Source organism: Paraburkholderia azotifigens (genome assembly GCF_007995085.1).
Taxonomy (GTDB): domain Bacteria; phylum Pseudomonadota; class Gammaproteobacteria; order Burkholderiales; family Burkholderiaceae; genus Paraburkholderia; species Paraburkholderia azotifigens.
Map to the genome: position 1 here is coordinate 2,334,798 of NZ_VOQS01000005.1, position 15,940 is coordinate 2,350,737.

A 15,940-nucleotide genomic window follows, 5' to 3' on the forward strand; every position below is an offset into this window, starting at 1 on the left:
TTACTGGAAGCCTGCCACGTCGTGCGGCACGTACGGCGCTTCGAGCGAGGCGACTTCATCTGAGGTCAGCTTGATATCGAGCGCCGCAATCGCATCGCTCAGATGCTGCGGCTTCGATGCGCCGACAATCGGCGCGCTCACTTCCGCCTTGCCGATCACCCACGCCAACGCCACTTGCGCGCGCGGAATGCCGCGCGCCGCCGCGATCTTCGCGACGGCTCTGTCACGTTGACGAGGTGGTCACGTAAGATGTCGCGATGAAGAAGACAAAATCGCTTTATCACGGCCATCGGTTCCCGGCGACGGTCATTAGCCACGCGGTTCGGTGGTACTTCCGGTTCCAACTCAGCCTGCGTGATATTGAAGAGCTTCTTTTCGAGCGCGGTGTTATCGTCAGTTACGAGACGATCCGCCGCTGATGCGATAAATTCGGCGCGGGCTTCGCACGTCGCGTCAAGGCGACTCGCCGCAAACCCGGCAGCACATGGCATCTTGACGAAGTCTTCGTTACGTTGCGCGGTGAGCCTTATCTGCTCTGGCGGGCAGTCGACCAGCACGGCGCCCAACTCGACATCCTGCTGCAGAAACGTCGCGATAAGGCCGCGGCGAAGCGCTTCTTCAAACACGTGCTGGCCGCCTGTCCCGACGCGCCGCGAAGGATTGTCATCGATCAGTTGCGCAGCTATCCGGCTGCGAAAGCCGAAATTCCCGATCTGGCAAACATCAAACACGTCTTCGTCAAAGCCAGTGCACGGGTGAACAACCGTGCCGAAAATAGCCATCAACCTACGCGTGAGCGCGAGCGCCGGATGCGTGGTTTCCGCGATCCTGATCGCACACAAGCGTTCTTAGCGAGCTTCGGACCGGTTCGCCAGCACTTCGCGTTCAAGCGACATTTACTGCGTGCATCACTCTATCGCAAACGGCTCGCCGCACGTTTTGCCGGATGGCATCGCTTCACTGGGCTCACCCAAGATCCGTCCGATTTCTGAGCAAATGTACGTTCTGTGCCCACTTGCGTCTCGAAGACCTTAACGTGACAACGCCGTCCGGCGAGCAACACGAATACGAGCAGGAGGATGCCGCGCATGAAGCCGAGGCCGGCACTTGATGCCGGCCGCGACGTCGACGCTGCGGCAGGCTCGTCGATCACAGCTTCTTTCGTGCGACCGCCTGCCAGCATGCGTCGCTACGATGCCAGATTCGAGCAACATTGCAACACCTCGTCGATGCGATGCAGGCGCAAGTACGGCATCGCAACGGATCGGGGGTCGACTACCGTCGACCGCATTGGTGTCGACACTTGCCACTCCATCCGTACCTCGAGAGTCCGGATTGACATTGCGCGCCAGACGAGCCATGTAGTTGTGCTCGCAACAGGCATCGCCGTATAGGAACCGACCGCTCATCCTATATTGCCCGATGATTTTGAACGGGAGCTTGTTGCTACGCTTCAACTGGCTGGATATTGCATGGGGGGCGAGGCATCGGCTCGTCGTCAACGAATGCGATGCCGCACCGCGCGGCAAACACGAGGGCTGATCGCCTGTTCGCAAAATACCCCAGATCACCAAGCGAGGTGGCCTCGCCATCTTCCTCGAGAATGGATACGCGCGCGACGAACGTATTTCCGTTTCTTGCTACCGATGGTTGTATCGCTACGCTCTGGTGATAGAAGTGCATAACGTCTCCAGTCTGGTGCAGGTGCGGCGGTAATGCACGAGGTGATCGCTTGAATGGCAGCGTCGCCAAACCCATCGCCATCGCCTTCGGAACGGCTTGCCGCCACCCCATTCAAATGGGCGCGGCTCAGTCCCTCGGTCGTGCAGATGCAGTGTCGGTTCCCGGTCGTTATCGCTTCACTGTCTGCAATACCGGATCGACTGCACGCCTGGCGTTCTTCGCGGCTGCCGAGGCCACCTCAAGGTTACTTCGTGTCGCCTCGATCGCTTGATGACCGCTGCTCTGCAGGGTTTCGTAGAGTGTATTGGCAGCCGCAATCGCGGAATCCAGTGCGGTCAGGGTGGCCTCTGAACCCGCCGGCGCGTTCCTGGTGACGTCCTCTACAACCGACTTCATCTGGCGGCCGTACGTCTCACATTGAGCCTTTCCAATCCGCGCGAATTCGACCTGCGTGGCTGACACGAGGTCGAAGACCTGGCCGCAGTAACTCTGCATCCGGTCCGCCATGAGCGAGGCAGCGCTGTTCTGCATTGCGGGCCATTCCTGCGGCTCCTTGATCGACAGCGACTTATGCGCCAGATCCGACGTGTCCTCAAGCGTCGACCGGACCGCCTGCGCGTTCAGTGCGGCCAGTTTCCCGAGGTTCTCGACGGCCTGGTTACTCATGTCGAAAAAGAGGCGGAGATAGGCCTTCCGGGTTTCAGCAACCTGTTCCTGGGTCAGCATGATGAAACTCCTGTATGGGCGATCAGGCGCAGACGCCGCACTATGAGGGGCGGGCGACATGCGACAGCGGAATTGGGTGATTGGACCGACGGTGCGCGCGAGGCGTGCACGCGCATGACCGGTGGTCTGCAGGCGGATTGAGGGTCAGTGTTTTCGGACAACGGCTCGAAGAATTGAATCGCCGTCGTGAGTGAGGCGGAGACGCTGGGCGCCGGACGAGACATGCTCCAGGGCGATGAGTTGGCGTTCCAGCAGGGTGTCGAGTTCTTCTCGGTTCAGGTCAATTTGCTCGGGCGCGGCAGCGACCAGCATCAGGGTAGCGAATTCGTGCGGGCTCAGCATAGATGTGTCTCCGCTTTAATCTGGATTGAACGCCGTCGGGAAGCATCAATGTTTTGACGCGGCCGACCGGTTCGTATTGGGTACTAGTTCCAGTCTTTTGAGCGCCGGCTTTGCGAATTCTGTAGCCTTCAAAGCCGGGAGACAAATGTTAAATCGGAATCGAGGACGATACAGAATGAAAAATATATATGAACAGTGCATCGTTGATAGGGCCTCGTGACCACAAAGCGCCAGTCAGTTATGTTCGCGCCTAGCCATGCGTTCAAACGTCTGTAGCAGGCACGGGTCGGCCAACAGCCGCCATTGATGCACCATTCCCCGTGGTCACGCCTTCTTGACGAATTCCGATTTCAGGCTCATGGCACCAAAGCCATCGATCTTGCAATCGATATCGTGGTCACTGTCCACCAGCCGGATATTTTTACCTTGGTGCCCATCTTGATCACGCCAGCCGAACCCTTCAGTTTCAAGTCCTTGATGACGGTGACGGTATCCCCATCCTGCAGGACATTTCCGGCTGAATCGCGATAAACCCTGTCAACTGTTTCGGTCGGCACAGTTGCTTGCCCCGACCATTCATGCGCACACTCCGGGCAAGTGTAGACGCTCCCATCTTCGTATGTGAACTCGGAATTGCATTTCGGGCAGGGGGCAATGCGCTCATGTGTAATCCTTGGTGCCTGACGAGGGCAATGAAAGCGCGAAAGTATAGCGTGTCCGGTACGTTGGTCATCCTGCCGCGCTCACCACGTCACCATGTTGAGCGTCCGCTTTCGGGATGCCTGACGGTCCGCTTCGGGTCGACATCAGGCGCCCATACGCGAGGAGTCATTGCGCCGTATCCGCGACAGCGAGCATCGATCGACGGCAAATGACAGCGCCGCAATGACATGAGTAGTGGGCGCGGATTTCGTCGGTGATCTCGCCGTCGACTGCCAGGCCGTAATCGATGAAGAGTTCGTCTCCCGGCTTGATGGCGATGAGGGCATGAATAAACACTCGATCACCTGTCTCGATGGCCTCGCAGTTTGGTGCGCAGGCGTGGTTGATGAAGCGCGCGCTGTTTCCACCGCGACTGCCGTCGATGACCCGTCCGTCGGAAAGACCAAATACGAAAGTGTGCCCGTTCTCCGATTGCTGACGGGCGGCGGCACGTCGCCAGTTGGTCACTTCGCCTGCGTATTCGATGAGCCGCTCGCCTGCGGCGATCGGTTGTAATGCAAACACACCCCTGCCGTGCACAGGAGAGCGTCGTGCTGTGATGCGTCGTCGATGCATTGAGTCGTCCGTTCGTAGTCGGTGCGCGCTGATCATCCCGCGAGCGGCGAGCATAACGCTGCGATCAAACGTCTTCAACACACGATATCAAATTAGATGCAACTAACTGGCTGGCGCACACGCATCACGAACCAGCTTCGCCATGACGACCGTCTACAGCGAAGGTGGTCTGCCGGATGTCGCGGGACGGCAAGAGGGCAGGAGAACATGAAACAGGCTACAGCGGCTCCGCTCGCGCGAGTTGCCTTGCACTCCGCACATGCGTTAGGGTGTCCGCTCGTCCCGTAATACGCGGGAGTCACACAGAGGAAGTTTCTTACATGAACAAGCAAGAACTCATCGACGCCATCGCTGCCAGCACGGGCGAAAGCAAGTCCAGCACGGGCGAAGCCATTGACGCCATCCTTCAGGTCGTGACGGCGGCCGTCACGCGTGGCGAGGCGGTTCAACTGGTGGGCTTCGGCTCGTTTTCCACTGGCGCACGCGCTGAGCGCGCGGGCCGTAATCCTGCGACGGGCGAGACGATCACGATCCCTGCCGCGAAAACCGTCAAATTCACCGCGGGCAAGGCGTTCAAGGACGCAGTCAACGCGGTGTAAGGTGTCTGCAAAATCCGGGCTCCGATTTCGGCGGCGCGCCAACAGCCGACGTCAGAGTTCAGGAGACGATGTTTACCCCGACCGGCGGAGTCCGATGAGGTTCGCTCGCGGTTCCGCCGACCGGGTGATCAGCGATGGGAGAAACTCAAGCGAGATGGGCATTGCATCGCGCGGGTGGCGATCGTCGAGGGATTGAGCATCTGATGGGACTGACGGCCGCTCGCTGATGGAGACCGAGGTCGGGCGTATCCGCCCTGCTATTCGCAACGGGGCTTTCCTCTGACTAAGGATTCAGGATGCCTTTGAAGTTACTCGGCGAGCGAGTTGAGCGTTACGAGCGAATGCTGTAATTCCGTCAGCGCCTGATGAAGATCGGTTTGGAGTATTGAACCTGCGACAAGGTGGCGTTCGCCGAGTTGAACGATCACTCCGATGCTGCAAGCAGTTCCTCGGGTGTGTTCGGCACAGTCGGCAGTTCGGCGGGCGTTTCTGTGTATTGAGTTTGAAGGCAGGTATGTGCCAAACGAAATCGAGCGCAACGCTTGCGGTGCAAACGTACGGAGCGCAACTAGAGATTTCTTCAAGCGTCAGGGTGTTGGACGTGGTGGCGACACTCCAACTCTATCCGTCCCGCCTCGAAAGGTGTTACTGCAGGGAAACGGCTGCTTCATCGACTGATTGCAGACGGATTACGCGGACAGGTGCGTATCAGCAGTATGCTGACCGGCCAGCGATACCGCATATTTCAATGATGGTGCCTCGGTCCGGTATGCTGGAGATGTCGAGCACGCCCCGAGCATCAACACGCGCCTCGGATAGAGTTGTACAAGCGTTGACCGACCAGCTCGTTTTGCCACTGTGACCCCGTCAACGCGCGACCCAGTAGACTCGCTTGTGTTAGCGTTCGGGCAAGCAGATGAGTCCGGTAAACTGTATGAGCATCGCGTAGGTAAAAAATAGACCGTGGGTGAGCATTACGCCATGAGTGGCAGGGAGGCTTACGGTGAATTAGTATTCCTGATCTTAAGGCAGAGGTCGGAACAGAGACCAGTTTCATGCGCAACGCGCTCGGAGGGCGCAAGGGGCTAGTGAGGATGGCGGATGATCGCTCTGCCTCAGGTGTGGCGTTTGGCCTGCCAATGCAATGGTGGCTGGCTTCAGCGCCGTGTAAGACAGGCCGTCGAGGACCCGGTCTACAGCGGCGCACGAGTCCTCTTGGACATCACCTTGCGCGACGTTCGTCGGTAACGGAAAATCCCGCGGCACCAAGCCGACCTGATAGCGCCAGATCGAATGGGCCGCCGGGCACAGATGTTGAAAGCATTCCTGAAGGCGTTCAGTTCATCTTCTCTATCTACCTACCAATTGCAAGTGATGATTACCGTACAGGAGTTGCTCGATACCGTATCCCTCAAACTAACGGCTCTTGCAGGCTTGTCCGGGCTGACCCGGACAATCACCTGGGCTCATGCCGTTGATCTGCCCGATCCGTGGAGATGGATCGCTGCCGGCAATCTGGTCATGACGACAGGTGCAGGCCTTCCGCGTAATGCTCCGGACCAGATTCTCTGGTTGGAGAAGTTGGCCCAAAGCAATGCAAGTGCGTTAGTGGTCGCACGCCAGGCTGATGCGCCGGAATTGTCTCGCGACATGCTCGAAGCGGCCGACCGTCTCATGTTTCCTGTGCTCACAGCGAGCTTCGAGCTTGAATTCGTGCAGTTGTCAAAGCACGTAATCGAGAGTGTGCTGCAGGCCCAGCGCGACCGTTTCAGAGCCAGTGAACAACTCTTCGAAACTTATGCGACCGCGCTGCGCGACGTGCCCAACATGGCCGGACGAATGACCGTTATATCGGAGCGCCTTCGACTCGGACTGGTAATCGAAGACGCTCAGAGCGGCGCGGTCATCGTATCCTCAAGCCCCTCGCCATATTCTGATAACACCGCTCCGGTTCTCGAAGAACGCGTCGCGATTGGCGGCCGGGCGAGGGCGGATCTGGTCATATACCGACAGGACGCGGAAGCTTTACAGGATCCGTTGCTGGTGCGATCTCTCCTCGGCCTGCTCGAGATCGAACTTGAGCGGATGATGATCGACCGCGACAACCTGCGAGAAGAAGGCGCCGCACTCTTACGCAGCCTGTTGAAGGGCGAAGCCGAGTTTTCGTTTCGTCCGATGCTGGAGCGTCGTGGGCTGACGGGCACGCTCGTCGTGTTGGCGGTCGCTCCTGGCAAGCACGGGTCGTGGAGCGTAGCCGAGATCCACCATGCGCCGCCTTTGCACGCGCACCCTCCGTTGCTGCTCGCCGATGATGTGCTGCTCGTGCTCGCGCAGGATCGCATCGACACGCAGGAATGCCTGCGACTTGGCTTGGGTGCAGGCACCGTGGTCGGCATCAGCGGGCCCGTGACGGAAGCCGCTGGCTTTCGCGAGAGCGTGCGCCAGGCGCGCCTGGCACTGGCCCAGGCGCGTGAAGTGGGAAAGGATCTCGTGCGCTACGGGGAAATCGAATCTGGATATATCACCATGCCGAGGTCGCTTGCTGAGGCGAGCGCCCTGGTTGGCCGCTATCTCGGTCCCATGATCGAGTACGACCGCGTCCATGGGACCGCGCTGCTCTCGACGCTCGTGACGTTTCTCGAGAACGACGGCAACTGGAAATCCACCGCCTTTGATCTGGGGATCCACCGCCAGACCCTTGTCTATCGCCTGAAACAGATCGAGCAACTGAGCGGTGTCAAACCAACCACCACCGACGGCATCACCCGCTTGTGGCTCGCCCTACAGGCTGGCAGGGCGGCCAATCTGTTGTCGGAAGATATATCGAGATCGTCAGGCAGCTAATCATACATTTGTATGAAAGACATCCTTCGGGATGAAATTTTGCGCATAGCCCGGTCCGTGCGTTTTGCTTTTAATGGAGGTCATAGAAGACAAACCCGATTCCAGGAGACAACTCGATGCCTATCCAGACGGAGCTCGATCCGCGGCTGAAACACGCTCTCAAAACCCGGCATATCAGCATGCTGGCGCTCGGAGGGGTGATCGGAGCAGGCTTGTTCGTAGGCTCCAGCGCAGTGATTGCATCGACGGGACCGGGCGCGTTCATCACCTACGCCATCACGGGATTGATCGTCGCCCTGATCATGCGGATGCTGGGCGAAATGGCTGCGGCGCAACCCATGAAGGGCTCATTCGTCGACTATGCGCGTCTCGCGTACGGCGATATCGCCGGCTATGCGATGGGATGGCTCTACTGGTATTTCTGGGTGATCGTGGTCGGCTTCGAGGCCGTCGTCGGCGGACAGACCATCCACGCATGGATGCCTGGCATTCCCGTCTGGATCATCTCACTCGGGCTGATGATCATGATGACGGCGCTCAATCTCTTGTCCGTCAAATCGTTCGGCGAAGCTGAGTACTGGTTCGCGGGCGTCAAGATCGTCGCGATTGCTGCTTTCCTGATCATCGCAGGCGCGTACGTCTTCCATGTCTGGCCAGCATCGACGGCAACGTTTTCCAACCTGACCGCACACGGCGGCTTCTTTCCCAAAGGTGTTGGGACGCTGTTCACGGGCGTCGTGGTCGTGATCTTCTCAATGACAGGCGTGGAAGTCGCCACCATTGCTGCTGCGGAATCCGAGCATCCGGAACGCAACGTTCGACGTGCCGTCAACACGGTGATGGCTCGCATCCTGGTCTTCTTCGTTCTCTCGGCGTTCTTCATCGTTGTGGCCCAGCCATGGACGGACATCGTGCCAGGCAAATCGCCGTTCGTGACGACGCTCGAAAAGGTCGGCATCCCGGGCGCAGCCACCGTCTTGACCGCCGTCATCCTGGTAGCCGTGCTGTCCGTGCTCAACGCTGGACTCTATACATCGTCGCGCCTGCTGCTGGTCCTCAGTTCGAACAACGAGGCGCCGAAGTGGCTGGGACGTGTCAATGGGCGTGGCGTGCCTGCCCGGGGCGTCGTCGTGTCGACGCTCATCGGCTACGGTTGTGTTGTGATCGCAGCGCTCTGGCCCGACACGGTCTTTCTTTTCCTGATCAACTCGTCGGGTGCTGTGTTTCTGTTCGTCTATCTGATGATCTGCCTGTCGCAACTCAAGCTGAGAGGCGAATGGGAACGTCGGGGCGTACTGAAGCTCCGCATGTGGGGCCATCCGTGGCTGCCGCTCCTCGTAACCTCCACCATCGTGGCCGTACTTGCCAGTATGGCGCTTGATCCGAAGAGTCAGATAAGCCTTCTGCAAAGCGTCATCGCGCTGGTTGTCATCCTGGCCTCGTACCCGGTGTTCTGCGTCAAGGGCAAGCGGAAGCAGGCGCGAACCGTGACGCCAGCGGGTGCAAATCGCACGTGATGCATCGTCCGGCGCAGCCGTCGTCGCAGAGCAAATGCACCGAATTGCATGAACAAGAACCTGGATTGGTAGGAGAGACGGATGCCATCCGTGCAAGAACTGACACAACTTCCGAACCGCCCGCTGTGGCATGAACACTCGCCCGCGCGGGCAACGCTGGACGGGGACGAGCAGGCCGATGTCGTCATTGTCGGCGCGGGTTATACCGGGCTATGGACTGCGTACTATCTGCTGAAGGCGCAGCCATCGCTCAACGTCGTCCTGCTGGAGCGGGAAGCAGTCGGCTTCGGCGCCTCGGGTCGCAACGGAGGATGGGCGTCGGCGATATTTCCGATTTCGCTCGAACGGGTAGCGCAAATGTATTCGCACTCAGCCGCGTTGCATTTGCAGGCGGCGATGAACGAGACCGTGAACGAGATTGGACGTGTGCTCGATCTTGAAGGCATCGATGCTGACTATGCAAAGCAAGGCTTTGTTTCTCTTGCACGCAGTCAGCCACAGTTCGAGCGGATTCAAGCCTTGGTCGATGCGTCCGTTCGCTTTGGACTGCCCGATCAATGGCGTGCGCTCAACGCGACGGAAGCTACGGCGCGGATCGGCGCCGCGCGTGTGTTGGGCGGCCTTTACACCGAGCACTGCGCGTTGATCCATCCCGGCAAGCTGGTGCGTGGACTGGCAGCCGTTGTAGAGGCAATGGGCGCGCGAATCTTCGAGAAGACGGCCGCTCTCCATATCGCTTCTGGCCGGGTGACCACGGAACGTGGCGGCGTCAAGGCGCAAACGGTGGTGCGCGCGACCGAAGCGTTTTCCTGCCAACTGCCGGAGAACAGCCGCTCGGTCATTCCGCTGTACTCCCTCGTGCTGGCGACGGAACCGCTGCCGCAAGAGCTGCGCCAGAGGCTGCGGCTCGATCATCGCCTGGCGTTCAACGACATGCGACACCTGAGAGTGTACGGGCAGGTGACGGCGGAAGGCCGGCTGGTGTTTGGTGGACGCGGCGCGCCATATCGCTTCGGCTCCAGGATCACACCGGAGGATGACCTGGTCGACAAGGTACACGCCAGCATCCACGCCGCCATGCTTGAGTTCTTCCCCGACCTGGCCGATGCGCGCATCACGCATCGCTGGGGCGGCGCGCTCGGCGTGTCGCGAGACTGGTGCCCGACCGTGAGCATGGACAAGGCCGCGCGCATTGCGTGGGCTGGAAACTACGTCGGCGATGGCGTCGCGACGAGTAACCTGGCCGGTCGCATTCTGCGCAATCTGATTCTCGATCGCGACGACGAAATCAACCAGTTGCCCGTGGTCAACCATCGCTCGCCGGCGTGGGAGCCGGAGCCTTTTCGCTGGATTGGCGTCAATGGCGGTCTCACGGCGGCGGGCCTCAGCGATCTGGAAGAACGTGTAACCAACCAGCCATCGCGTACAGCAAGGGTTCTCGAAAAGCTGACGGGTGCCCATTGAAAAAGGAGTGACTACATGACGAAGTTCACCATTGTGAAAGCCGCCGATATTGCGTCGGTGCAACTCGCCGCAGCCGGACAGCGGCCCGGAGCCGATAGCGGCGATCCCCAGATTGCTGTCAGGACGGTCGCGCCAGAGGCGGTGGGAAATCTGGGGATATGGGAATGCCAGCCTGGCGGCTGGCCGGTCATCAACCGTCCGGATACCGAATTCACGTACATCATTTCCGGCCGCGCGAGGCTCACCGACGACTCGACGGGCGAAGTGACGGAAATCACTGGTGGAGATCTCGTTATCCTGCCGCCCGGTTGGACGGGGCGTTGGGACGTGCTGGAGCCCGTTCGCAAGATATATGCGATTTATTGAATGCGAAGCGATTGAGTACCTATAAAACCGACTAATCGTTTGGAGACAAATCATGCGTAAATTCATTTATCTTGGCGCGGCGACAGCTTGCACGGCGGTTACGCTGACGCTGCCGGCAATGGCACAGGAAGTCGTCGTCATTGGACATTCGGCTCCGCTTACGGGGCCTCAAGCGGCAAACGGCAAGGACAATGAATATGGCGCGCGAATGGCTATCGACGAACTCAATAAACAGGGAATCCTGATCGCAGGAAAGAAGGTCACCTTCAAACTGGAGTCGCAAGATGATCAGGCCGACCCCAAGACGGGCGTTCAGATCGCCCAGAATCTGGTTGACCATAACGTCGTCGCTGTTCTGGGGCCGTACAACTCGGGGGTGGCCATCCCGGCATCTCGCGTCTACAACAATGCAGGGGTTGCGCTCCTGCCTGTCGCATCCAATCCCTCCATCACAAAACAGGGCTTCAGGAACATTTTCCGGATCGGCGCCAGTGACTCCCAGCTCGGCGGAACAATGGGAGATTTTGCGGCGAAGGAACTAAAGGCCAAAACGGTTGCGATCATCGACGACCGTTCTGCCTATGGACAGGGAATTGCGGAACAGTTCGAGGAATCGGCTAAGGCAAACGGACTCGAGATTGTCGACAAGCAATTCACCAATGGCCAGGCAACTGATTTCCTTGGCATCCTCACGGCGCTCAAGGCGAAGAATCCAGATGTCATATTCTTCGGCGGCTATGCATCTCAGGCTGCGCCGATGGTCAAGCAGATGCGACAGCGTGGCCTGCGAGCGAAGTTACTGGGAGGCGACGCTATTTGTACCGCCGACATGGGTAAAGTGGCGGGCGACGCAGCCTCGATCGTCTACTGTTCGCAGGGTGGAACCGCTTTGGACCAGACTGAGGAAGGGCGACAGTTCATCAAGAAGTACAAGGACACTTACCATGCCGACATGCAGGTTTATGCCGTCAACTACTATGATGCCGTCAAGATGCTGGCTGACGCCATGACGAAAGCTGCGACGACGACTGACAAAAGCAAACTGATCGCGCAACTCGCGAAGGAACAATACAAGGGGATTGCCGGCACGTACTCTTTCGATGCAGATGGAAATCTGAAGGGCGCGCCAACAACCGTCTATATCATTCGCAACGGCGTGCCGGTTCCTTACGCCAGGAAGTGAAGATCCGCCGACTTGGCCCAAATCGCCGGGTACCTATTCAAAGTACCCGGCTGATGGCTTCCTGGTGAAGCAGCTTCCTCTGTTCTTCGAGCCGGAATAGCATGAATCGTCGAGGCTGCGCAGAGATGTCGGACGATCGTGCGTGTTCGAGCGGACGATCTCCAGACAGTACGTAGCCGAAATTACTCGGACCAGACACCCGTAGGTCTCGCAGGCTTTCTTTCACCTGGGAACGGCGATGTCGCAAACTGGTCATTGCTGTAGACCGCTTCACTTCTGAGGTAGAACTAGCACTGGCCTCCCTATATGGCATCATTGGAACGGTCGAGTCGTATATTCGGTTGGTCGACCCCGGCAAGTCCATCGGGAAATGCCGTCGGCTGAGCCGACTACAATGGATCCTGGCCAAAAAACGAATACGACCAGCCATGCCTCTTATCTCGATCCATCAAGCGCGGAAACGAACAGCCCGGCCAGTCTGGCTCGCCGTGTGCGTCGCGCTCCTACTGTTGCCGGCAGCCCTCGTTGCGCAGGAAGAAAAACCGGGTATTGCCTTTTCAACGATCGAGCCCGGCGAACCACTTCCCGCAGGCTGGAAGAACCTGCCGGTTGCGCACGGCAAGCGCGTGACGCAATACACGCTTGTTCACGACGGCGACACCACCGTCCTGCAGGCGGACGCGGACCGCTCTGCTTCGGCGCTCATGCACGAGGGTAATATCGACCTCGTCCGCACACCCGTCGTAGCGTGGCGCTGGAAAGCAAAAGGACCGATCGAGGGCGCCGACAACCGCGTCGGATCAAAGGAAGACGCGCCAGCGCGACTGGTGTTCTTATTTGACGGCGACAAAAGCAAGCTATCGTTTTTTGACAGGGCCAAGATGGACCTTGCAAAGCGCCTGGGTGGCGAAGAGCTGCCCTATGCCACGCTGATGTATGTCTGGTCAACCACCGCTGCGCCAGGCACCGTCATTGCCAATCCTCACACGAACCGCGTACAGATGATCGTGGTCTCTGGTCGGTCCGGCGATGCGGGTCACTGGCAAACCCTGCACCGCAATATCGTGCAAGACTACGAGCGCGTCTTTCACGAACCGCCTGGACGAATCACCGGCTACGGGCTGCTGACCGATACCGATAATACCGGTACTACTACGCGCGCTTGGTACGGAGACGTCGAGTTCCTTCTCGGGCCTCGATAACGCAAAGCGGCCGAACTATCTGAGTCCATCTGTCCGATCGGAGAGGGCTGTGCTTCAGTCCTTTCTCCGGAAGCTGCCAGTCGAAATCGTTCTCCCTGCGCGGACGATAGATGGCCTGGGTCAAGGCGTGCAAACGGCCATTCGATTGCCCAGGAGAAGCTTGTCACCCAAACATTGCAAAAAGTAATTTTGTGAGCCGGAGTTTCACATCATGAAGTGATGTGAAAGACCACCTTGGTGGCGAGCACGGTTTCATCGCGTTTCGCGAATTCCTTCAACGCGCGGCCGACGATTTCCTCGGACGTGCCATCGGAATAGGTGTTCGCGGTATCGAAGAAATTGATCCCGGCTTCTACCGCCTGACGGATCAACGGGCGGCTTGCGTCCTCGTTCAGCGTCCACGGGTGCGGGCCGCGCTCGGCACGCCGTACGTCATGCAACCCAGGCAGAGCGGGGAGATATCGAGTCCGGTGCGGCCCAGCCTCACATAGTCGATCTCATCCTCCGTGCAATTCGGCATTCGATCATGTCGCAAGTGGTCGACGCACGCGTCGATCAGCCGACATCGCGCTTCGTGCAGGTCCGTTTTCTGCTGCGGCCAGTCGAAGTTGACGGGCGGCATGTCGGCCGCTGTCACGAACAACGGAAAGGGAGCTGACGCATGAAGAAAATCACGCTATCGATCATCGTGGCGACTACGGCATTCGCCTTCGCTAATGCAAGCCACGCCGAAGGCTGCGCGAAAGGTGCAGCGGTCGGCGGCGTCACGGGACATGTGGCGGGTAAGCACGGCGTCGCTGGCGCGACGGCGGGCTGCGCGATCGGACACCACGAAGCGAAAAAGAAACAGAAGGCCGCCAGCGATGCGGCAGCGAAAGGCAGCGCGCCTCAGTGATCGCGAGCGCGGGCAGTGCGCGAGTTTGCGCTCAAAGGCGCAAATCCGGATGTCGGCGCGCTTAGTGCCGTCCGGCGTAGTCGTCGACTGCACTGCCCAGCGTGGGATGGAATCGCTTGTCGCCGACGACGTCCAGCATTTCGAAACGCCTGAGCTTGTCGCGCACCGGGTCTTTCATTTCGGCGAAGTGCAATGCGATCTCGCGCTCGCCCAGTATCCGGATCAGTTCCCGCAACATGTCCGCCGAGGTCACGTCGATACTGGTGACGGGTTCGGCCGCCACGACGATCCGGCGCACGGGCGTCGGCGACTCATCGACGGCTCGCAGCAGGCATTCCTGGAAAAGCTCTGCGTTTGCAAAGAACAACGGCGCATCCCAGCGAAACAGCAGCAGCCCCGGAATCCGCGTGGCCTGCGGATAGCGCTTGATGTCGTGGTAGCCGCGCAGATCTTCCACGCGCCCGAGAATCGCGTAATGCGGACGCCAGCCGTCCCAGAGAAACTCGATTACCGCGATCACAATTGCGATGCAAATACCGGGAATCGCGCCGAAAACAGCGACACCCGCAAAGCAGACCACGGAGAGCCAGAACTCCCATTGCTGGATTCGATAGATGCGCTTGAGGTCGGCAAATTCGAACAGGCCGAGGGCTGCCGCAATGACGACGGCGGCCAGCGCGCTGTTGGGCAGATACCGCATCAGATTCGGTGCCGCGAGCAGGAGAATCGCCACCGCCACGGCGCCGACGACGCCCGTCACCTGTGTTCTGGCGCCCGCTGCTTCCGCCACGGGTGTCCGCGAAGAACTGCTGCTGATCGGAAAGCCCTGAAAAAAGCCGGCCGCCAGATTGGCTACCCCCAGGCCGACCATCTCCTGATTGGGGTCCACGCGGGTATGAAAACGCGCAGCGAAGGTGCGCGACAGCACGCTGGTATCGGCAAACGAGATCAGCGCGACCGCGCAGCCGCCAAGCACGATCTTGACGAGATCGGCGTCGCCGACCCACGGCAACGCGAATGACGGCAGCCCTTGCGGGATCTTGCCGAGCACCTTGACGCCAACGCTGTCCAGGTTGAATGCGATGACGCTCAGCGTCGCGAGCACGACGGCGATCAGAATGCCCGGCACTTTGTCGAAGCGCTTGAGTAACAGGATCAGTACGAGGCTACCTGCGCCCACGGCGAAGCTGTACCAGTTGGCTTTGCCCGCGGCGAGGGCCGTGCCAAGCGACAGCAGATCGCGCAGCGGCCCCTGGTCATCGAACGAAATCGCAAAGAGCTTCGGCAACTGGCTGATCAGAACGGTCAGCGCAATGCCGTTCATATAGCCGTAGCGGATCGGCTTGGAAAGCAGTTCCGTGATGAAGCCGAGCCGCAGCAGTCCCATCACGATGCAGAACAGCCCGGAGACGATCGCCATCATGCTGGCCGTCGCTATCGCGCGCGACGGGTCGCTGCCTGCAATCGCGACGACGACGGCAAGAATCGGCGCGGCAAGCGCGGAGTCGGGACCGAGCACCAGAATCCGGCTGGGGCCGAAGACGGCATAGGCCAGCAACGGAACGATCGTCGCGTAGAGACCATACACGCCTGGTACGCCCGACGCCTCGGCATACGCGATACCGACGGGCACCAGCATCGTGGTCAGCACCAGACCGGCGGCCAGATCGTTAGGTAGCCAGCTGCCCCGATACGTTTTGAGCATCGTCAGGCCCGGCAGCCAGCGCAACCATCGCGCCGCTGTAACGGCAGGCTGTCCGCCTTCATGAATAGGGTGATCGGATTGCATTTGTCGGAGGGTTGTGATGGAAGAAGCCGCGATCCGGCATGTGCGGCACTTG

General features: G+C 59.5%; 12 protein-coding genes and 4 pseudogenes. 9 read left to right on the forward strand and 7 right to left on the reverse strand.

Features of this window, described 5'->3' with window-relative positions:
* Positions 1-219 (reverse strand): annotated as a pseudogene (locus FRZ40_RS42535) (aldo/keto reductase); the annotation flags it as partial.
* Positions 220-257: 38 nt separating this feature from the next.
* Between FRZ40_RS42535 and FRZ40_RS42540 the strand changes: the two are divergent.
* Positions 258-992: pseudogene (locus FRZ40_RS42540) on the forward strand (IS6 family transposase).
* An 859-nt stretch (positions 993-1,851) separates the two neighbouring features.
* On the opposite strand, the gene FRZ40_RS42550 reads toward FRZ40_RS42540, so the two are convergent.
* The 4 genes and pseudogenes from FRZ40_RS42550 to FRZ40_RS42565 all read right to left on the reverse strand — a co-directional run bounded on the left by FRZ40_RS42550 (position 1,852) and on the right by FRZ40_RS42565 (position 4,029).
* A complete protein-coding gene (locus FRZ40_RS42550) occupies positions 1,852-2,409 on the reverse strand; it encodes a phasin family protein (RefSeq protein WP_147238282.1) in 558 nt (185 codons plus the stop codon).
* Between the two features lie 144 nt (positions 2,410-2,553).
* The gene (locus FRZ40_RS42555) at positions 2,554-2,751 is read right to left on the reverse strand and encodes a hypothetical protein (protein WP_028365334.1); all 198 of its coding nucleotides are present in this window, start codon (positions 2,749-2,751) and stop codon (positions 2,554-2,556) included.
* A 324-nt stretch (positions 2,752-3,075) separates the two neighbouring features.
* Positions 3,076-3,407, reverse strand: a pseudogene (locus FRZ40_RS42560) (zinc ribbon domain-containing protein YjdM).
* 172 nt (positions 3,408-3,579) lie between these two features.
* A complete protein-coding gene (locus tag FRZ40_RS42565; RefSeq protein WP_147238283.1) occupies positions 3,580-4,029 on the reverse strand; it encodes an SET domain-containing protein in 450 nt (149 codons plus the stop codon).
* Between the two features lie 320 nt (positions 4,030-4,349).
* Here FRZ40_RS42565 and FRZ40_RS42570 point away from each other — a divergent pair, with 320 nt between their 5' ends.
* The 7 genes from FRZ40_RS42570 (at position 4,350) to FRZ40_RS42600 (ending at position 13,204) form a co-directional block, all read left to right on the forward strand.
* Positions 4,350-4,628 carry an HU family DNA-binding protein gene (locus FRZ40_RS42570; protein WP_147238284.1) on the forward strand — a complete coding sequence of 93 codons (279 nt, stop codon included), beginning with the start codon at positions 4,350-4,352 and terminating at the stop codon, positions 4,626-4,628.
* A gap of 1,311 nt (positions 4,629-5,939) precedes the next feature.
* Positions 5,940-7,472 (forward strand): PucR family transcriptional regulator, encoded by a 1,533-nt coding sequence (locus FRZ40_RS42575; RefSeq protein ID WP_240057503.1) that lies wholly within the window; start codon positions 5,940-5,942, stop codon positions 7,470-7,472.
* Positions 7,473-7,588: 116 nt separating this feature from the next.
* Positions 7,589-8,989, forward strand: a complete 1,401-nt coding sequence (locus FRZ40_RS42580) for an amino acid permease (protein WP_147238285.1) — start codon at positions 7,589-7,591, stop codon at positions 8,987-8,989.
* Between the two features lie 81 nt (positions 8,990-9,070).
* Positions 9,071-10,453 (forward strand): NAD(P)/FAD-dependent oxidoreductase, encoded by a 1,383-nt coding sequence (locus FRZ40_RS42585; protein ID WP_147238286.1) that lies wholly within the window; start codon positions 9,071-9,073, stop codon positions 10,451-10,453.
* A 15-nt stretch (positions 10,454-10,468) separates the two neighbouring features.
* Positions 10,469-10,819 (forward strand): cupin domain-containing protein, encoded by a 351-nt coding sequence (locus FRZ40_RS42590; protein ID WP_028365341.1) that lies wholly within the window; start codon positions 10,469-10,471, stop codon positions 10,817-10,819.
* 118 nt (positions 10,820-10,937) lie between these two features.
* Positions 10,938-12,002 (forward strand): branched-chain amino acid ABC transporter substrate-binding protein, encoded by a 1,065-nt coding sequence (locus tag FRZ40_RS42595; RefSeq protein ID WP_147238578.1) that lies wholly within the window; start codon positions 10,938-10,940, stop codon positions 12,000-12,002.
* Between the two features lie 428 nt (positions 12,003-12,430).
* Positions 12,431-13,204, forward strand: a complete 774-nt coding sequence (locus FRZ40_RS42600; RefSeq protein WP_028365343.1) for a DUF3047 domain-containing protein — start codon at positions 12,431-12,433, stop codon at positions 13,202-13,204.
* Between the two features lie 230 nt (positions 13,205-13,434).
* On the opposite strand, the pseudogene FRZ40_RS42605 reads toward FRZ40_RS42600, so the two are convergent.
* Positions 13,435-13,700: pseudogene (locus FRZ40_RS42605) on the reverse strand (aldo/keto reductase); the annotation flags it as partial.
* A gap of 165 nt (positions 13,701-13,865) precedes the next feature.
* Between FRZ40_RS42605 and FRZ40_RS42610 the strand changes: the two are divergent.
* Positions 13,866-14,099, forward strand: a complete 234-nt coding sequence (locus FRZ40_RS42610; protein ID WP_028365345.1) for a hypothetical protein — start codon at positions 13,866-13,868, stop codon at positions 14,097-14,099.
* Between the two features lie 61 nt (positions 14,100-14,160).
* Here FRZ40_RS42610 and FRZ40_RS42615 read toward each other — a convergent pair whose 3' ends face one another.
* Positions 14,161-15,888: a SulP family inorganic anion transporter gene (locus tag FRZ40_RS42615; RefSeq protein ID WP_147238287.1), complete on the reverse strand. Its 1,728-nt coding sequence runs from the start codon at positions 15,886-15,888 to the stop codon at positions 14,161-14,163.
* Positions 15,889-15,940: the final 52 nt, after the last annotated feature.